The organism is Corynebacterium durum (assembly GCF_030408675.1).
Lineage (GTDB): Bacteria > Actinomycetota > Actinomycetes > Mycobacteriales > Mycobacteriaceae > Corynebacterium > Corynebacterium durum.
This window is the reverse complement of the sequence record NZ_CP047200.1, coordinates 2,057,775-2,076,618: the sequence shown is the minus strand read 5'-3', so window position 1 is coordinate 2,076,618 and position 18,844 is coordinate 2,057,775. Positions and strand designations below refer to the sequence as shown.

At 58.9% G+C, this 18,844-nt stretch carries 19 protein-coding genes; 17 read left to right on the top strand and 2 right to left on the bottom strand.

The window, feature by feature from the left end:
- The first annotated feature begins 44 nt into the window (after window positions 1-44).
- The 4 genes from CDUR_RS09660 (at window position 45) to CDUR_RS09645 (ending at window position 4,228) form a co-directional block, all read left to right on the top strand.
- Window positions 45-758 carry a hypothetical protein gene (locus tag CDUR_RS09660; RefSeq protein ID WP_006064069.1) on the top strand — a complete coding sequence of 238 codons (714 nt, stop codon included), beginning with the start codon at window positions 45-47 and terminating at the stop codon, window positions 756-758.
- Window positions 755-1,900: a radical SAM family heme chaperone HemW gene (gene hemW / locus CDUR_RS09655; RefSeq protein WP_218865436.1), complete on the top strand. Its 1,146-nt coding sequence runs from the start codon at window positions 755-757 to the stop codon at window positions 1,898-1,900. Before CDUR_RS09660 ends, hemW begins: the two co-directional genes overlap by 4 nt.
- Window positions 1,901-2,717: 817 nt before the next feature.
- Window positions 2,718-3,407 (top strand): hypothetical protein, encoded by a 690-nt coding sequence (locus CDUR_RS09650; RefSeq protein WP_179418043.1) that lies wholly within the window; start codon window positions 2,718-2,720, stop codon window positions 3,405-3,407.
- Window positions 3,407-4,228, top strand: coding sequence for a hypothetical protein (locus CDUR_RS09645; protein ID WP_179418042.1), 822 nt, complete (start codon window positions 3,407-3,409; stop codon window positions 4,226-4,228). The genes CDUR_RS09650 and CDUR_RS09645 overlap by 1 nt, the downstream gene beginning before the upstream one ends.
- 154 nt (window positions 4,229-4,382) lie before the next feature.
- Here CDUR_RS09645 and CDUR_RS09640 read toward each other — a convergent pair whose 3' ends face one another.
- A complete protein-coding gene (locus CDUR_RS09640; protein ID WP_179418041.1) occupies window positions 4,383-5,186 on the bottom strand; it encodes a class I SAM-dependent methyltransferase in 804 nt (267 codons plus the stop codon).
- Window positions 5,187-5,344: 158 nt separating this feature from the next.
- On the opposite strand from CDUR_RS09640, the gene hrcA reads away from it, so the two are divergent.
- The 10 genes from hrcA (at window position 5,345) to CDUR_RS09590 (ending at window position 14,912) form a co-directional block, all read left to right on the top strand.
- Window positions 5,345-6,361 (top strand): heat-inducible transcriptional repressor HrcA, encoded by a 1,017-nt coding sequence (gene hrcA, locus CDUR_RS09635; RefSeq protein ID WP_179418040.1) that lies wholly within the window; start codon window positions 5,345-5,347, stop codon window positions 6,359-6,361.
- A 73-nt stretch (window positions 6,362-6,434) separates the two neighbouring features.
- Window positions 6,435-7,568, top strand: a complete 1,134-nt coding sequence (dnaJ, locus tag CDUR_RS09630; RefSeq protein ID WP_006064059.1) for a molecular chaperone DnaJ — start codon at window positions 6,435-6,437, stop codon at window positions 7,566-7,568.
- Between the two features lies 1 nt (window position 7,569).
- Complete coding sequence (locus CDUR_RS09625) at window positions 7,570-8,319, top strand: 16S rRNA (uracil(1498)-N(3))-methyltransferase (protein WP_179418039.1); 750 nt, start codon at window positions 7,570-7,572, stop codon at window positions 8,317-8,319.
- Window positions 8,320-8,367: 48 nt separating this feature from the next.
- Complete coding sequence (locus CDUR_RS09620; RefSeq protein ID WP_179418038.1) at window positions 8,368-9,369, top strand: PhoH family protein; 1,002 nt, start codon at window positions 8,368-8,370, stop codon at window positions 9,367-9,369.
- Window positions 9,369-10,028 (top strand): rRNA maturation RNase YbeY, encoded by a 660-nt coding sequence (gene ybeY / locus CDUR_RS09615; RefSeq protein WP_179418037.1) that lies wholly within the window; start codon window positions 9,369-9,371, stop codon window positions 10,026-10,028. The genes CDUR_RS09620 and ybeY overlap by 1 nt, the downstream gene beginning before the upstream one ends.
- The gene (locus CDUR_RS09610; RefSeq protein ID WP_179418036.1) at window positions 10,029-11,345 is read left to right on the top strand and encodes a hemolysin family protein; all 1,317 of its coding nucleotides are present in this window, start codon (window positions 10,029-10,031) and stop codon (window positions 11,343-11,345) included.
- Window positions 11,346-11,355: 10 nt separating this feature from the next.
- Entirely contained in the window at window positions 11,356-12,270 is a 915-nt protein-coding gene (era, locus tag CDUR_RS09605) for a GTPase Era (protein WP_179418035.1), read from the top strand.
- Window positions 12,271-13,053 (top strand): DNA repair protein RecO, encoded by a 783-nt coding sequence (recO, locus tag CDUR_RS09600; RefSeq protein ID WP_179418034.1) that lies wholly within the window; start codon window positions 12,271-12,273, stop codon window positions 13,051-13,053.
- Window positions 13,050-13,787 (top strand): isoprenyl transferase, encoded by a 738-nt coding sequence (locus CDUR_RS09595; RefSeq protein WP_179418033.1) that lies wholly within the window; start codon window positions 13,050-13,052, stop codon window positions 13,785-13,787. Before recO ends, CDUR_RS09595 begins: the two co-directional genes overlap by 4 nt.
- Window positions 13,788-14,912, top strand: a complete 1,125-nt coding sequence (locus CDUR_RS09590) for a VIT1/CCC1 transporter family protein (RefSeq protein WP_179418032.1) — start codon at window positions 13,788-13,790, stop codon at window positions 14,910-14,912.
- Between the two features lie 549 nt (window positions 14,913-15,461).
- Here the strand turns inward: CDUR_RS09590 and CDUR_RS09585 are convergent.
- Window positions 15,462-15,890 carry a Fur family transcriptional regulator gene (locus CDUR_RS09585; RefSeq protein ID WP_006064047.1) on the bottom strand — a complete coding sequence of 143 codons (429 nt, stop codon included), beginning with the start codon at window positions 15,888-15,890 and terminating at the stop codon, window positions 15,462-15,464.
- 295 nt (window positions 15,891-16,185) lie between these two features.
- Here CDUR_RS09585 and CDUR_RS09580 point away from each other — a divergent pair, with 295 nt between their 5' ends.
- Genes CDUR_RS09580 through CDUR_RS09570 form a run of 3 tightly spaced genes read left to right on the top strand, consistent with a single transcriptional unit; the run spans window position 16,186 to window position 18,720 of the window.
- A complete protein-coding gene (locus CDUR_RS09580; protein ID WP_006064045.1) occupies window positions 16,186-17,571 on the top strand; it encodes a glycine--tRNA ligase in 1,386 nt (461 codons plus the stop codon).
- A gap of 36 nt (window positions 17,572-17,607) precedes the next feature.
- Window positions 17,608-18,171, top strand: a complete 564-nt coding sequence (locus CDUR_RS09575) for a hypothetical protein (RefSeq protein ID WP_179418031.1) — start codon at window positions 17,608-17,610, stop codon at window positions 18,169-18,171.
- Window positions 18,172-18,720: a hypothetical protein gene (locus CDUR_RS09570; protein ID WP_233452933.1), complete on the top strand. Its 549-nt coding sequence runs from the start codon at window positions 18,172-18,174 to the stop codon at window positions 18,718-18,720.
- Window positions 18,721-18,844 lie beyond the last annotated feature (124 nt).

Sequence of the window (18,844 nt, the reverse complement as noted above, 5' to 3'; positions counted from 1 at the left end):
GCCCGCGCGGCAGCACAAGCACGCAAGAGTAAAGGAGCAGCCCGTTGAACCTGGCCGACGATGCCCTGCTCCGCCACCGTGAACTCACCCAAGAGGTGTACAACATTGGTGACGAGGTGGCGCAATACGTAGAAAACCTCGCCGAGGCCATCGCCGACTGGGATGCGGAGCTTGTGGAAGACTGCCTCATGGAAATCGAGGTGATCCTCACCGAAGCGCGAGACGACTCCCGCCGCGTGGTCGCGGAACTCACAGGCGTGCGCCACGCCCTGACCTCCGGCATTCGCTCGGGAACGGTGAGCGTGCGTGCACCGTGGGGGTTGCACGACGTCGAAAAGCGCACCGAAAAACCCACGTTGATCACCGACCGCACGCTGACCGACAAATTCCCGCTCGGCGAAACCCCAGTGATCGTGCGGGAATTCACCACAGCGCTGTGCGCGCGCACGGACCTGGTGATTGCGCACTGCCACCACATCGTGGAATGGGTGCTGGAATGCACCGCCCTGGCCGCCGACGACCTGGACGTGCTGTCCCTTCCGCTGCTGTACACGCAGTCCAAGCAGCTGGTGGAATCCGCCGCCTATGCTTGGCTGGAAACTGTAGCCCGCAAACACCCCACCTACGTTCGCACCATGCGCGGTTCGAACCCTCCCGCGTTCCTGTTAGAGCGCGCGCGTATCGACGCCGTGGTGGCCAAGGTAGCGGCCAAACGCGCCCAGGCAGCAAGCGGCAGGCGCGGCGGATACGCCTCATGAGCAATCCCTTCGGGGTGTACATTCACGTCCCGTTCTGCGCGTCACGCTGTGGGTACTGCGACTTCAACACCTACACCCCCGGCGAACTGGGTTCCTCTGCGAGTGTGGACTCCTACCTCAATGCCCTGGACATTGAGCTGGAGCTAGCTGCGGAAAGCCTCGGCGGGGCGTTGCAGCCCGCCGATACCGTGTTTGTTGGCGGGGGCACGCCCTCCATGCTCGGAGCTTCGGGGCTTGCACAAGTGCTGGGATACGTGCGCAAGAGTTTCGGCATCACGCCGGGTGCGGAAGTGACAACCGAATCCAACCCAGAATCCACCTCTCCCGAATTCTTTGAGGGGCTGCTGGAGGCGGGCTACACGCGGGTGTCGCTGGGCATGCAATCCGCATCCAGCCGTGTCCTGCAGGTACTGGAACGCCGCCACACCCCAGGGCGGCCCGTGGAGGCCGCGAAAGAAGCACGCGCCGCCGGATTCGAGCACGTCAACCTTGACATGATCTACGGAACCCCCGGCGAAACCGACGACGACGTGCGTGCCACCCTCGAAGCCGTGCTCGCCGCTGAAGTAGACCACGTATCCGCGTACTCCTTAATCGTGGAAGACGGCACAGCCATGGCCCGCAAAGTTCGGCGCGGGGAACTACAGGTGACCGATGAAGACGTCCTGGCCAGCCGCTACGCACTGATTGATGGGGTGCTCAGCGTCGCCGGTTTCGATTGGTACGAAGTCTCCAACTGGGCGCGCCCCGACGGTGAATGCCGCCACAACCTTGGCTATTGGCGTGACCACGACTGGTGGGGTGCAGGCCCCGGCGCCCACTCCCACCTCGGCGACCGACGCTTCTTCAACGTCAAACACCCCGCCCGCTACACCCAACACTGCACGGCGGGGGCGTTGCCCATTGCCGAAGAAGAACACCTAAGCCCCCACGACAGGCACGTGGAGAAAGTGATGCTGGGGTTGAGGTTGCGTGAAGGGATTGCGCGTTCTTTGTTTGGCGAGGGTGCCGAGCTGGCGCTGCGGCACTACCAGGACCGAGGCTTGCTCACGCTTGACGACGACCGCGTCTACCTCACCGAATCCGGCCGCCTCCTCGCCGACGGGATTATTGCTGATGTGTTGATTGCTGAGGAGGAATAGGGGGGATTGGTAGCGTTTTTGCAGGGTAAGCTCCTGAAGCTGCGGTCTGCTCAGTTCGTGTGAACGTTGCTCAATGGTTGCTAGGGGTGCGGTATGTCTTCTGAACTGGGTTTTTGCTGAAATTACATTGTTCGGGTGGGAAACGGTGTAGTTATGATCGACCTCGTCAAGTGTGCTTATGCTCAAGCACGAAAATGGGGTGTCTTTCGGCTTGGTGATAAGCACATTTTCCATGATTGTCATATAGGTCCACTGCCAGGTACGAAACCAGGGTGTTTCCGTACCCAGCGATAGACCTTTTTCTATGCAAACGTTTGCACTAACGGTGTTCAATGATCCAAACGGTGCTGCGACCTATTAAACTTGCGTTTCTCGGATTTTCTGGCGCGTTGATGGAGGCACTGTTTTAACGATCTACGTGATTGTGGTCTGTCAAGATGCCTCGCACTGCGTTGGAGTTTTCACTATGATCACGCCGCCTTGTTATTGATGATCTGGTTGAAAGTTGTCAGTTGAATGTTGAATATTAATCGAAAATGTAGAGTGCTTGCCATGATGACAAGTCAGCAATTTTTATCAATTATAGCAATAATGATACTGTAATCATTTTTTCGGATCATTATGACGTATGGTGCTACAAATGGGGGTAGGCGATGCTCTTATATTTTCTGGCCAATATCCTGTGGAAAGTTGTGTAGGAAAGAACCGATTCTTCTTGTGGCGGGGGCAAGTAGCAGACAAAGGTATTGCCGGCAAGGCGGGATTGGGATTTTATATTTAAAGGAGGTATCTATATTTCTTTGGTAAGGGGTTGTGCATGAAGCGTTCATCTATCTGTGTGTTGGTACTAGCGTCGGCTCTTGTGCTTGTAACAGGGTGCAGTTCAAATGGGGGAAATAATGCTGCAGAGTCCACATCTGTAACAACTAGCGATGTGGTCACATCTACATCAACCACCACTACTACGACAACTTCTCCTACTACGACAAGTGTAAAGGAAAGTGGTGGTAGTGCTAGCGTGGTAAGTTCTACGGACACTGTTGCTCCTTTGCCCTCTGGAAAGAAGCTTACTGCAGGCGATTTTTCAGACAAACAAGGTGAGTGGAAAGATGGAAATTATAACGTTGCAGACCAGTCGGGGATAACTGGATTTGGTGTCGATCTGAGGTCGTGTACTGTTCCTAAAGATGTTGGATTCACTAGGGGGTCGTCTTATGATCCAGCAGTTTTACGATTTAATCTTGGGAAGAATTATTCGAAGTTAAAGTTCAAGGTCGGGCAGCGAAATGAATCTAAAGGCATTGATCAAACGGTGCTTATTCGTTCCACTGATAACAAGAAACAGTTTGGTGAGATAACCCGCGTTGGGTTTGATGAGGTCACAGAAGTAGAGCTGGATGTTGATGGTAAGAATGTTGTCTTCCTGCAGTTTTACCTAGATGAAGGTGTGAGGAATTGCGGATATGAGCCAGTTACAGCAGTCGTCTATGATGCGGTTCTTGAGTGATGATGAGCGCCGAAAAGAATGAGATAGAAAATTCTAAAGGAAGTGATGTGGGTGGGTTTTTAAGTTGGGAAAAAATAAAAAAACTAGGAGTGAGCTTACTTCCTTTGACTTTGTGTTCATTTACAATTTTTGGAATTTCTATCCCTATTACTATCATTAATGATAGTAATAGGGATTCCCGGGATAATATTTTGTCATCACAAACTATGGATACTTCTTCAGTTGCAAATGTTCCGCAGATTGAAGGGTCGCAAAAAACAAGCGACGGATCGGGTCAAAAATGTCTATCGTCATCGGAAACAGCTGTGCCATGTGATACGCAACATGATGGTGAAGTAATCTCAAGCGTTTCCAGTTGCGGGTCGGATGTGTTGGTAAATTACATGGGCGGGAATGTTGCAGTTGATACCCTTTCGCCAGGAATTTCTTACGAACCAATCTCTAGCGGATGTAAGGTTAGCTTTCCTTACTCATTGGAAGAGTCGGTAGAGGGTAAGTGGGTCGCGGATCTTCGTCACTTACCTGGGTTGCGGAGTTGCTTTAATCCTGATCGTGCAGACCAGGTTGTTGGCTGTAATGAGCCGCATACTGGGGAAGTTGTGTATAGCCAGTCTGGAGGTGATGGTGTAAACCTATCGTGTGATGCAAAGGCTGCTGATTATATGGATGCCAATAAAGACAAATGGCAAGATATGCTAAAAACCGAAGGAATCGAGCACAACGGTTCTTGGCTCTGCGTGGCAAAGACACGAAATAATAATTTCTTGGACGGCACTCTGCGGTCGCTTGGAAGTCAGAAGATCAAGACCAAGCCACGTTAGCGATTAAATGCGGGAAAGATTGGACCGCGTAAAGCTAACCCATGTTCAGGCGTGAAAAATGGCGTTTTTGAGCTTGAGGATTGGTAAGCTTCTGTGCAAATGTTGTTCAACACCCGTTTCTGGAAAGCCACCCTCACCTGCTTTTCTCCCCAACCTAACCCTTAAAGTCAATAGTCACCTGGTACATTCCGCGCACAAGTTTGATCATGAACATGCCGAAACGGAATGTGAAGAGGGGGAGTTGTCGCCGGAGGCTGCGTGGGAAGTAGTCGAGGAAGTTGAAGGTGACGTGGACGTCGGCAATGTTGTCGCTCCAGGTGCGGGGCGTGTAGGGGTCTTTGAGCTTGAATGGCATGGGCGTGGGGGTGCCGTTTTTAGCAACCATGCGTTCGCTGCGTTCGGTCATGGATGGGCTTTCGGCGTCGTAGGTGAGGCGGCCGCCGGGGAAACGTTCGGCCATGGCGGTAACTAGGGCGCGAACGTCGTCTATGTCGAGGTAGAAGAACACGCCTGCAGCGACGGCAATGACCCCACGGCTGGCATCAACGTGGTCAATCCATTCCAAGTCGGTGGCGGAGTAGGGGAGTTCTTTTTCGTTCTCAGCGCGGGGGATCCACCGCGCCCGCATGTCTATGACGTCGGGGAAGTCGAGGTTGTAGATGGTGCAGTCGTAGCCGCCTAGGTCTTGGGCGAGGCTGTCCAGGCCGCAGCCGATGTTCACCACGGCGGCACCGGGGTGTTCGTCGAGGTAGCGGGTAATTTCTAGCACGCTGATGCGGTGTCTCAGCCCGTAGATGATGGTGGGGAATCCCTCCATCGCTTTCGCAGTGGTTCCTTCTTTGCGGGCTATTTCTTCGGCTTGCCGCGCCCAGGGGTCGGGGAAGAGGTCGGGCCATTGGCGGGAGGCCAGGGCGCGGCCGAGTAGCGGGTAGAACAGTGTCTGCGATACGTTATCCATGTCTGTAGGTTAGGGGACGCTTGGTTGGCATACTAGAGGGTGTGACTCGGTAGACTGTCGCCAGAACCAAACCCAAACCCAGACCCGCAACCAGAACCAACACCTACTAAAAAGCCAGCACCACCCAAGTACCCAACAAACCGCAAGGAGTGCCTGCTATGTCTAGTGCTACGCAGCGTCGTCGCCATGAGGTTTTGCGTGCGATTGTGGCGGACTATATTGCCTCGCAGGAGCCGGTGGGGTCGAAGACGTTGGTAGATCGCCACAGCCTCGGCGTGAGTTCGGCGACAATCCGTAATGATATGGCTGCGCTGGAGTCGGAGGGCTATATCGAGCAGCAGCACGCCAGTTCGGGTCGGATTCCCACGCAGAAGGGGTACCGCCTGTTTGTGGATTCCATCAACGAGGTAAAGCCCCTATCCCAGGCGGAGCACGCTGCTATTTCTAGGTTCTTGAACGAGGGCGTGGACGTGGAGGACGTGCTGCGCCGTTCGGTACAGTTACTGAGCCAGCTGACTCGCCAGGCGGCGGTGGTGCAGTTGCCCACGTTGAAGGTGTCGCGGGTGCGGCATTGCGAGGTGGTCACTATTTCCGAACTCAGGCTTTTGCTTGTGTTGATCACGGACATAGGCCGGGTGGAGCAGCGCAACGTGGAGCTGGGAGCCGCGGTGTCAATGGAGCAGGCTGCCCGGTTGAAGGAGGTGCTGAATCAGGCGCTGGTGGGTAAAACCCTGTCGGACGCGAGTGTGTCTTTGGCGGATCTCGCCAGCAACGCCCCGGAGGATATTCGGGATGCCGTGATTCGCTCATCGACAGTGCTCATTGAAACGCTGGTGGAGGCCCCGAGTGATCGCTTGATTTTGGCGGGGGCGTCGAATCTGAGCCGCATGAGCGGGGATCTCCCTGCGGTCCTGGAGGCCCTGGAAGAGCAGGTGGTGGTGCTGAAACTGCTGTCTACTGCCCGGGATTTGGGTGAGGTGCAGGTGAGCATCGGCGAGGAGAACGAGGACGAGGATTTGTACACCACCTCGATTGTCACCACTGGCTACGGTGCGACGGGGGCCACGTTCGGCGGGCTGGGTGTGGTGGGCCCCACGTACATGGACTATTTGGGAACAATGTCTAAGGTGTCAGCTGTTGCACACTATGTCAGCCGGGTACTCGCTGGGCAGTAAACCACTCCCGTGCAGTACACTGTGGTGACGTTATTTTAAGAACCAACAAAATAAAAGGAAGTTTGTTTTCACTGTGGCTCGTGACTATTACGGCATTCTCGGAGTTGACCGTTCGGCTTCGGACGCTGAGATTAAAAAGGCGTACCGCTCGCTGGCCCGCAAGTACCACCCGGATGTGAATGGCACGGAGGAAGCCGCGACGAAATTCCGGGAAATTTCGATTGCGCAGGAAGTTCTGCTTGACCCTGAGAAGCGACGCATCGTGGACATGGGCGGCGACCCGTTGGAGCAGGCTGCGGCCCCGGGCGGCGGTTTCGGTGGTTTCGGCGGCGGCCTGGGCGACATTTTCGAGGCGTTCTTCGGGGCTGCTGCGGGTGGCCGCGGCCCGCGTTCCCGCGTCCAGCCGGGTAACGACGCCCTGCTTCGCACCACCATCACCCTCGGTGAGGCGTATAGCGGCGTGAAGAAGGACATCACGGTGGATACCGCCGTCCTGTGCGATCACTGTTCGGGCACCGGCTCGGAGTCGAAAGCCAAGCCCGTCCCGTGTGCCAGCTGCCAGGGCACCGGCGAAATCCAGGAAATGCAGCGTTCCTTCCTAGGTAATGTCATGACCTCCCGGCCCTGTCCCACGTGCCAGGGCTTCGGGGAGCGCATCACCGACCCTTGCCACAAGTGCGGCGGTGACGGTCGCATGCGGGCGCGCCGCGATCTGGTGGTGAATGTTCCCGCCGGTATCAACGACGGCATGCGCATCCGCATGGCGGGTCAAGGCGAGGTTGGTGCTGGTGGCGGCCCCGCTGGCGACCTGTACGTTGAGGTGTCCATGGAACCCCACCCGGTGTTCCGCCGCGATGGTGATGATCTGCACATGACGCTCACCGTCCCCATGGTGGACGCCGCCCTGGGTACTGATATTGAAGTAGAGGCTTTGAGCGGCGAGCAGTTGACGGTGCATGTCGCGCCGGGTTCACAGCCCTCGGATCAGATTCACCTGCCGGGCGCGGGTATGCCGAAGCTGCGCGCCGATGGCACGGGCGATGTGATTGCGCATGTTGAGGTGACGGTTCCGAAGGATCTGGATTCGGAGTCCCGCAAGCTTCTGGAGCAGCTGCGCACGCACCGCGAAGAAACGTCTGAGGTGCGCCTGGCGGCTGCGGAGCAGGAGAATCTGTTCTCCCGCCTGCGCAACAGGTTCCGCAGGTAGCATGTCGCTTCCGGTTTTTCTTTTCGACGCCCCAATTCCCTCCGACGGCACGCAGATAGAGCTGACCGGCCCGGAGGCACGCCACGCGGTGACGGTTACCCGCTTGCGCGTTGGCGAGCGCATCATGCTTGTCGACGGCCGCGGCACCACCGCCGAGGTGCTGGTCACCGCCGTCAGTGGCAAGGATCGTCTTGTGGGGGACGTCGAGAAGCGGACGCAGGTGCCACAACCCACGCCGCAGGCGATTGTGGTGCAGGCGTTGCCGAAGTCGGAGCGTTCGGAGTTGGCGGTGGATTTGGCCACTCAGGCCGGGGCGGATGTGATTGTGCCGTGGCAGGCATCGCGGTGCGTGGCCAAGTGGCAGGGGGCGAAGCGCGAGAAGGGCGTGGCTAAATGGCGTGCGATGGCGGTGTCGGCGGCGAAGCAGTCGCGACGCAGCTGGGTTCCCGAGGTGCGGGACGTGCAGGACACCGCAGGTATCGCGGCCCTGATTCGTGAGGTTGTGGCCGACGGCGGCCTGGCGTTGCTGCTGCATGAGGATGCCGCGGCGTCGTTTAGCAGCATCGATTTTTCCACCTGCCCGCAGGTGCTGTTTGTGATCGGACCGGAGGGCGGGCTTGCCCCGGACGAGGTGGCGGAGTTCACCCAGGCGGGGGCGCGGGCGGTGCTGCTCGGGCAGGAGGTGTTGCGCACGGCGAGTGCGGCGATGGTGGCGTTGGCGGCCTTAGGGGTGTGCTCGGGGCGCTGGTAGAGTAGCTGCGGAGGTATTTTCTTGGCCATTTATAGCAAGTCGGACATCATGACCCAGACCTACAAGCTGGAGCCAGCAGTGGCGCAAACCGTGTTGGGCACGCATGATGACAATTTAAAAGTGTTGGAAAACCAGCTGGCTGCGGATATTTTCGTGCGCGGCACCGCCGTGACCCTGACCGGTCCGACGCATGAGATTGCGCGCGCCCGCAAGGTGCTGGACGAGCTGCAGGCCATAGCCCGGCGAGGGCACGTGATCAGCCCCGAATCGGTGAAGCAGGCCGTGGCTATTGTGACGGTGGAGGCACCTTTGTCAGTCTCAAAGGCGCTGGCGGAGAACATCATTACCCGGCGCGGCAAGGCGATCCGCCCGAAAACTCTGGGCCAGAAAGAATACGTGGATGCCATTGACCAGAACACCATTGTGTTTGGTCTGGGTCCTGCGGGTACTGGTAAAACGTATTTGGCCATGGCTAAAGCCGTGCAGGCGCTGCACGCCAAGCAGGTCAGCCGCATTATTCTGACCCGCCCGGCGGTGGAGGCGGGGGAGAAGCTGGGCTTTCTTCCGGGCACGTTGAATGAGAAGATTGACCCGTATTTGCGGCCGCTGCATGATGCGTTGCGGGACATGGTGGAGCCAGAGATGATTCCGAAGCTGATGGAGGCCGGGATTGTCGAGGTGGCGCCGCTGGCGTACATGCGTGGGCGGACGCTCAATGATGCGTTTGTGATCCTGGATGAGGCGCAAAACACCACCCCGGCTCAGATGAAGATGTTTTTGACGCGACTGGGTTTCGGCTCAAAGATGGTGGTCACGGGCGATATTACTCAGGTGGATTTGCCGGGTGGGCAGAAGTCCGGGCTGCGGCTGGTGCGTCATATTCTGCGCGGCGTGGATGATGTGCATTTCTCGGGGCTGGGCAGCGATGACGTGGTGCGCCACCAGCTGGTCAGCGCGATTGTGGATGCCTACGACGATTATGAGACGGCCCAGATTGCTAAGCAGGAGCGGGCTGAACAGGGCAAACGAGTCCAGCGGGAGGAGCGCTAATGAGCATTGAGGTGTTTAACGAGTCCGGGTATTCCTATACACCCAGCGAGCGAGAGGCTGAGGTTTTGGAGGATTCCGCCGATGTGGGCGTGAACGAGGAAGCTCTGGTTGATGTGGCGTCCTTTGCCTTAAAGTGCATGGATGTGCACCCGGATGCGGAGTTGTCCATTCACATTGTGGATTTGGATACCATCGCGGATCTGCATGTTCGTTGGTTGGATTTGGAGGGGCCGACGGATGTGATGAGTTTCCCCATGGATGAGTTGGCACCCGGGTCGGGGCGTCCCGATGCGCCAGATCCGGGGCCGTCAATGCTGGGCGATATTGTGCTGTGCCCTGATTTTGCGAACAGGCAGGCCCGAAAGGCGGGCCATGGCCTGGGCCACGAGTTGGCGCTGTTGACGGTGCACGGCTGTTTGCATCTGCTGGGCTACGATCACATCACTCCCGCCGAGGAGAAGGAGATGTTTTCTCTGCAGAATGAGATTCTGGCGGACTGGTATGACGATCTTGCCGCGCGCGGGGTGGTGTATCAGCCGAAGCCGATGAATCCGGGCGCGTTTCCAACTGCGGCGGAGCGCGAGCAGCTGGACCGGGACATGCAAGAAGACTCGAAGACCAATCCAGGCACCGACGCCCCAGGAGCTGACGGGCACTAGATGGAATCCTTTGTGATGGGCGTTGGCGCCGTGGCCGCGCTGTTGTCCGCTGGCGTGTTGAATGCCGTGGAGACAGCCGTGGCCATGATTTCCCGCGCCCAGGTGGAGGAGGACGCGAAGGAAAATGTGCCGGGCGCGCAGCGCCTGCTGGCGGTGTTGGACCGCAAGTCGGAGCACATTAACTTGTTGGTGCTGCTTAGTCGCTTGTTGGATGTGACGGCGGCGGTGTTGACGGGCGCGTTGGCCCTGCAGTTGATTTCGTCCAGGCTGTGGGCAATGGTGGCGGCGATCGCGGGGGTGACGCTGGTGATGTACACGATTATCGGCATTTCCTCGCGCACGCTGGCCCGCCGGAACCCGTATGTTGTGGCCAGGAATTCAGCGTTGGCGTTGTCCACAGTGGCGTGGCTGTTGGGTCCGGCGGCGAATGCCCTGGTGTGGGTGGGTAATAAGTTGGTCCCGGGCGAGCCGTTTCAGGGTGGCCCGTACACCTCTGAGGTGGCGTTGCTGGAGATGGTGGATTTTGCCCAGGAGCGCGGCGTGGTGGAGGTGGATGAGCGCCGGATGATCCAGTCAATCCTTGATTTGAGTGACACGACGGCGCGCTCGGTGATGGTGCCGCGCCCGGAGATGGTGTGGATTGAGGCGGATAAAACCGCTGGCCAGGCCACGGCGTTGTGTGTGCGCTCGGGGCATTCCCGCATTCCGGTGGTGGGGGAGAATGTGGATGACATTGTGGGGGTGGTGTATTTGAAGGATGTGGTGCAAAAGACGTATCACAAGACGGATGCGGGTCGTGGGGTGTCTGTGTCGGAGGTGATGCGGCCCGCGACGTTTGTGCCGGATTCGAAGAAGCTTGATGATCTGCTGGAGCAGATGCAGCGTGAGCGTTTCCACATTGCGATGCTGGTGGATGAGTACGGCGGCATCGCTGGGCTTATTTCCATTGAGGATATTTTGGAGGAAATCGTTGGTGAGATCGCCGACGAGTACGACGATGCGGAGGTCGCCCCGATTGAGCAGATCAGCCCCCGAACTTTCCGCGTGGTCTCGCGCTTAAGCTTGGATGACCTGCACGATCTGGTGGATGAGACGCTGAATGAGGATCTGGTGTTCAGCGACGAAACCCTGGATCAGGTGGACACCGTCGGTGGTCTGTTGGCGTATGCCCTGGGCAGGGTTCCGCTGCCGGGGGTGACGGTGGAGCATTCGGGCCTGCGCTTGACCGCGGAGGGCCAGCGTGACCGTCGCGGCCGTATGCGGGTAACCTCAGTGCTTATCGACGTCCAGCAGCCCGCCGATCCACTCGAACACTAAAGGAGTCCCCATGTTTTCTGACACCCCGGAGGGTTTCAGGTCAGGTTTTGTCAGTTTTGTTGGCCGCCCCAACACCGGCAAGTCAACGCTGACAAATGCGCTGGTGGGGCAGAAGATCGCCATCACGGCCGACCAGCCGGAAACCACCCGCCACCCCATCCGGGGCATTGTGCACCGCGAGGATGCGCAGGTGATTGTGGTGGACACCCCCGGCCTGCACCGTCCCCGCACGCTGCTGGGTGAACGCTTGAACGAGGTGGTCAAAGACACCTACGCCGATGTGGACGTGATTGGGGTGACGGTTCCCGCTGATGAGAAGATCGGCCCCGGCGACCGCTGGATTGTGGAGGCCGTGCGCCGGGTCGCTCCCAAGACCACGCTGCTGGGCGTGGTGACCAAGGTGGATAAAGTGTCGCGTGATCGGGTGGCGGAGCAGCTGATGGCGGTGCATGAACTCCTGGGCGGGGAATGCGAGGTGGTTCCGGTCTCTGCGGTGAGCGGGGAACAGGTGGATGTGCTGCTGGATGTGATTGTGTCGCTACTGCCGGAGGGACCGAAGTTCTACCCGGATGATCACGTCACGGATGACGATGTGAATACCCGCATGGCGGAACTGATCCGCGAGGCCGCACTGTCGGGCCTGAAGCACGAGCTGCCGCACTCGGTGGCGGTGGAGATTGACGAGGTGCTGCCTGACCAGGACCGCGAGGGTGTGCTGAATGTGCATGCGGTGCTGTACGTGGAGCGCCCCGGCCAGAAGAACATCATTGCGGGTAAAGACGGCCGTCGGCTCAGCGGCATCGTGCACCGCGCCCGCCTGGAGATTATTAAGCTTCTGAACCAGAACATTTACCTGGATCTGCGCATTAAGGTGCTGAAAAACTGGCAGTCCGACCCGAAGGCGTTGGGACGTCTGGGTTTCTAAGTGGCTAGGGAGAATTACCGGGAACGCGCCGTGGTGGTGCGCTCCTACGATTTCGCAGAGGCCGACCGCATTGTTGTGCTGCTCACCCGCGGCCACGGTCTGGTGCGCGGCGTGGCAAAGGGGGTTCGGCGTTCCAAAAGCAGGTTTGGTTCCCGCGTGCAGTTGTTTGTGGAGCTGGATGTGTTGCTCTACCCAGGTCGCGCGCTTGCGAACATCACCGCCGCCGATACCGTCTCCTATTTCGGGGCCGGCATCATTGAGGATTATCCGCGCTACACCACCGCCTGCGCCGCCCTAGAGGCCGCCGAACGCCTGGCCGTTGCGGAAAACGGCGAAGATCCATTTCTTTACGACGCCCTGCTCACCACCCTCCGCCGCATCCAACAGCACCCAGACCCCACCCTGGTATTGGACGCTTTCTTACTGCAAGCCATGGACCACGCTGGCTGGGCACCCAGCCTGTTCAACTGCGCGCAGTGCGGCACACCCGGCCCGCATCGCGCTTTCCACCCGGAGGCCGGGGGAGCGGTGTGCACGGAATGCCGTCCGCCGGGATCCGCCACCCCGCCCCCGGAGGCGCTGCGGGTGATGTGGTGGTTGGCGCACAACCAGTGGCGGGCTGTGGACGCCGCGCGGGAGGCGTCGATAAGCGCGGGCGATGGTTTTTTCGATGACGTGTCACATCACGTACACCAGATGACCCGGGCGCATGTGCAATGGCACATGGAGCGTAAAGTGCAGGCTCTGGATTTTGTCGACGGTGGTGGCACAATAGGGGGGTGACTGTCTTCTCAACCACCCCTGCGGTGCCCGACGAGTTTCTGCCCACGCACGTCGCCCTGGTCATGGACGGCAACGGCCGGTGGGCGCAGGAACGCGGGCTGCCGCGCACGGAAGGACACAAACGCGGCGAGGCGGTGCTGCTCAGCATTGTCGACGCCTGCCTCGAACTCGGCATCCCTTATCTCTCCGCCTACGCCTTCTCCACGGAAAACTGGCGGCGCAGCGTGGGGGAGGTGCGCTTCCTCATGGGGTTCAACCGCGACGTGCTGCGGCGCCAACGCGACGGCCTGCACGACAAAGGCGTGCGTATCCGCTGGGTGGGGCGTCGCCCGCGCCTGTGGCGCAGCGTGATCCGTGAGCTGGAGACCGCCGAGGAACTCACCAAAGACAACACCGCCATGACGCTCGCCATGTGCGTCAACTATGGTGGCCGCGCCGAAATTGTCGACGCCGCCCGCAGCATCGCCGCCCTCGCCGCCGAGGGGAAACTCCGGCCCGAGGACATCAACGAAAAAAACTTCGCTGATTTTCTCGACGAGCCCGACATGCCCGACGTTGACCTGTTCCTGCGCCCCTCCGGCGAGAAACGCACCTCCAACTTCCTGCTCTGGCAATCGGCCTACGCCGAAATGGTGTACCAGGACAAACTCTTCCCCGACTTCACCCCTGACGACCTCTACGCCGCAGTGTTGGAATACGCGCGGCGCGACCGCCGATTCGGCGGGGTGAAATAGATGACAGCATCTTCCGCAGCAACGCCGACCGCACCAACCCGCAAGCAAATCAAACGCTGGCAGCGCTACCTGGCCAACGAACGCGCCGAAGCTGCCGTCTACCGTGAACTCGCTCTGAAAAAGCAGGGTGAGGAACGCGAAATTCTGCTGGGCATCGCCGAGGCCGAGGCCCGCCACGAAGAACATTGGCGAACCCTCCTTGGCGACCACGTGGGCATGCCGCGCAGGCCCGACTACTCCACCCTGCTCATGGGGTTCTTGGCCAAACGATTCGGCTCCGTGTTCACCCTGGCCCTGATGCAATCCGCCGAGGCACGCACCCCCTACGAAAAAGACGACGACGCTACAGACCAGATGACCGCCGACGAGCGCATCCACGCCGAAGTGGTGCGCGGACTCGCCGCGAAAAGCCGGGAGAAAATGTCCGGCAATTTCCGCGCTGCCGTGTTCGGTGCCAACGACGGCCTGGTATCCAACCTGGCACTGGTGCTCGGCGTGGTCGGATCGGGTGTAGACACCAGCTATGTGCTGCTCACCGGCATTTCCGGGCTGCTCGCGGGGGCGCTGTCCATGGGTGCTGGCGAATACGTGTCCGTGTGCTCCCAAAGGGAACTCCTTGAAGCCTCCGCGCCCAGCCCCGACACCGACGGGGCGCTGCCCAAGCTGGACATCAACGCCAACGAACTCGCCCTGGTGTACCGCGCCCGCGGCATGGATCCCGACGCCGCCGAAGCACATGCTCGAAAGGTGCTATCCAGCGTGCGGGGCTCGGGTGTTGGTTCGGGCTTGGGGGGTGTTTCAGGTGGTGCGCCGGTGGGGGCGGCCCCCCACGCAAACGCTGAGGTTGTGGGAAGTGGCTGGTCAGCAGCGCTGTCCAGTTTCCTCTTCTTTGCCTCTGGGGCGCTGATTCCCATCCTGCCCTTCATTTTTGGTGCCAGCCCCATGGTGGCCGCTGTGCTTGCCTGCATGCTCGTTGGCATTGCGCTGATGTGCACTGGCGGTATCGTGGGCGTGCTGTCGGGCACCTCGCCTGGACTCCGGGCGCTGCGACAACTCGCGATTGGCCTGGGGGCTGCGGGGATTACCTATGGGCTGGGCAACCTCTTCGGGGTGGCGCTGGGATAGTGGGATAGCCGTTTGGGTTGTGCAAAGTTTGTATACCGTCAGGTGCGGCAATGGGGTGTTTTTGGGCTTGGGTGTATGGGAATTTCACGGGGTGGCGGCATTTTGGTGGAGCACGGCGGTTGTGTGGTTGGTGATGCTCTATCAAACTTCCGCATTTGCCTGGTCAAACGTGCAGTTTGATAGAGCACGGCGCTGCCACGGTTCTTGAACAACGTTAGTGCAAATGTTTGCGTGCAAGTAGGTCCACCGGCAGGTACGGAAACACCCCGTTTTCGAGCCTGGCGATGGACCTATATGACAAGGGTGAAAGTTTGCTTATGCTCAAGCTCAAAAATCGCCGGTTTTCGTGCTTGGGCATAAGCACACTTTGCAGGGCAGAACATTTTTACACCTTTCTCACGAAAACGGTGTAGTTATGTTCTGTGCTACTTCTGTGAACTGGGGTTTTCCAGCAGGGGCAGATCATAATTACACCAATCCCCACCCGAACGGTGTAATTACGGTAAAACACAGGCCAGGAGTACCCGCCCAAACCCCAAAAGCAACAACCTACCCCTCCACCGGTCGGCATTCATTGCAGAGCCCAAACACCTCGGCGGTGTGCCCGGTGAGGGTGAATCCGTGCTTGTGGGCTACTTCGCGGGCCCAGCGTTCGACAGGGCCGCCGTCGATTTCCACGGTGCGCCCGCATTCGGTGCACACAAGGTGATGGTGGTGGGTTTCCGTGGCGCATGCGCGGTAGAGGGATTCCCCACTGGACATGTGCAGCACGTCTACGGCATCAATGTCGGACAGGGATTGTAGTGTGCGGTACACGGTGGTCAGGCCGACTTTGTAATCGCGCCGGGTGAGTTCTTCGTGGATTTTTTTGGCTGAGGCGAAGTAGTCCATGTCGCGAAGGACGCTGACCACTGCGGTTCGTTGCCGGGTGTTGCGTGCACCGAGCTTGGGTACTGCCGTTTCGCTCTTAGTAACCATTCCAGATCCTTCTCACCACGATAAATAACCAACTCTTCAGGGCGCACAGCATGTGCAGGCCAGCACCTCAGTATCTGCACTTTATGTAGCATCATATCCATTAAAAAAAATTAATGGAAAGGTTTAAGGAACGCCCCAAGTGAACTGTGACGTTTCTTACCCGTGGACCTGCGCAATTGCCTCTCGGGCTGGTGGGCTACACTTGTGCAGAGGTATGTGCTCGTCAAGGTGCCGAGCATCACCGCAAGAGTAACGCAAGAGCAGCGCAAGATTTTGTTTGAGGAGTTTAAGTCTCGTGGCTAACCAATCCGTGATTGAGACCGTGGTGAACCTGTGTAAACGGCGTGGTTTGGTCTACCCCTGTGGTGAGATCTATGGTGGCACCCGTTCGGCCTGGGACTACGGCCCGCTCGGTGTGGAGTTGAAGGAGAACATCAAGAAGCAGTGGTGGCGTGCCATGGTCACGTCGCGGGCGGATGTGGTTGGCCTTGATTCTTCGGTGATTTTGCCTCGCCAGGTGTGGGTGAGTTCCGGCCACTTGGAGGTGTTCACGGACCCGCTGGTGGAATCGCTGCACACGCACAAGCGGTACCGCGCGGATCATTTGCTGGAGGCATATGAGGAGAAGCACGGCCACCCGCCAGCAAATGGCCTTGCGGACATCAACGACCCTGAGACGGGACAGCCAGGCAACTGGACGGAGCCGAAAGAGTTTTCCGGCATGTTGAAAACCTTCCTCGGCCCAGTGGATGATGAGGAGGGCCTGCATTATCTCCGCCCAGAGACTGCGCAGGGTATTTTCGTCAACTTCAAGAACGTGATGACCACAGCTCGCATGAAACCGCCGTTTGGCATTGCGCAGATTGGCAAGTCCTTCCGCAACGAGATCACGCCGGGTAACTTCATTTTCCGCACCCGTGAGTTTGAGCAGATGGAAATGGAGTTTTTCGTCAAGCCCGGCACGGATGAGGAGTGGCACCAGTACTGGATTGACCAGCGCTTCAACTGGTACGTGGATTTGGGGATTAACCCGGATAATCTGCGTTTGTACGAGCACCCGCAGGAGAAGCTGTCCCACTACTCCAAGCGCACTGTGGATATTGAGTATGCCTTCCATTTTGCTAATGGCCAGTGGGGTGAGCTGGAGGGTATCGCTAACCGCACCGATTTTGATTTGTCCACCCACGCGAAGGGGTCGGGCGAGGATTTGTCGTATTTTGATCAGGATTCCAATGAGCGCTGGATTCCATATGTGATTGAACCGGCTGCGGGCCTGGGTCGCTCCCTGATGGCGTTCCTGGTGGATGCCTACCATGAGGATGAAGCGCCGAATGCGAAGGGGGGCGTCGATAAGCGTGTGGTCCTGAAGCTGGATCGCCGCCTGGCCCCGGTGAAGGTGGCGGTGCTGCCGCTGAGCAAGAAGGAAACGCTGACGCCGGTGGCGGAGAAAGTGGCGGCGGAGTTGCGGCAATTCTGGAGTGTTGACTATGACACGTCGGGGGCGATTGGGCGTAGGTACCGTCGTCAGGATGAGATCGGCACCCCATTCTGTGTGACTGTGGACTTTGACACCCTCGAAGACAATGCCGTGACTGTACGCGAGCGCGATACTATGGCACAGGAACGTATTTCGCTGTCGGAGCTGCAGGCTTACCTCGCGCAACGCCTGATCGGCTGCTAAAGAACCGGCTGCAAGAAAAGAAGGGGAATTGTCGCAATGGAGAACCTTGTGTGGGGTGCCCGTGACTCCCAAGGCAAAGTCACGTCCATGAAACTGCACCTGGGCGACCCGGAGGGGCAGGTCATCGCCACCTTCGTGTACGACACCTCCGCCTCACCCGACGTGCAATTCGCCACCCTTGAGGGCGACTCGCCGGAGAAAATTGACCTGGTGTTTAACGGCAAGGGTGGGGCGAAAGCGGACCGGCCGAATGGGGCGTCGTTTAGCGCGCACCCCAACAAGCAGCGCTTCAGCCGCTCCGACGAAATCATGCTTGACCTGGGGCAGCGCTCCCTGCGCATGGTAAACGAGGCCAAATCCGACTGGGTTATCGAGGACCAAGACGGCACCAAACTCGGCCAGTTCAGCGGTGCCAACCACGGCGTACGGCACGTGATCGTAGAAATGGAGCCCGACGCCCAGCTCACGCCCGTCGAAGCCGCCTTTGTCGCCTGGATCGCGCGCCTCACGCTGGAGGAAAAACTGGTGAGCACCACCTGGGTTCTCACCATGACCCTGGCCGCCATGACCCCGTTTATCATCTGGTACTTCTTCATCTAAATGGACTCTCAGCAGTTGGTGTGGCGCGGAAACACGCTTCTCGACGCCGCGACCGCCGCCGCAGGTGCACAGGGTTGCGGTGGTGATTCCGGTGTGGGGGATTCTGGTTTGGGTGGTGTTGGGGCTGATGGTGTTGGTGCGGGGGATGGCGGGACGCAGCTCGCGCACGTGCTTTCCGACGTGATCTATATCGGCGACGAGGAAAGCCTGCTCATCGAACGTCTCACCCGCACCGTGCGCTTCCGGTGCCGTGGTACCACGTCTGGCGGAGAAGTATTCACCCTCACCCAGCCCGGTCTCACGGTATCCACGCTGGTGGGGGACTGCGCAGGGCGGAGCTATGAGCTGCGGCGGGTGTCGCCGTGGCGCAAGGGGAGGGTGATTATGCGTGGCGATGTGGAGGTGGGGGTTGTTGAGCCTGGTGCTAGGGAACTGTGTGTTTCTTTAGTGCAGCTGCCAGAGGGGGAGGGGTTGCCGCTGATTGACGTGGTGTTTTTGACCTGGTGCTGTGTATTGGTGGATATGCCGCAGATGGAGATGAGGGGGTAGGGGAGATTACTGTTGACGAGGTCTACACGCGTGGGGACGTCGGTGAGAACTAGTGGCAATCTTCCTTCAAAAGGCATCTTTGAGGTTATGATAATAGGGCTGGCCTGCGGGAGGTATCTCCCTA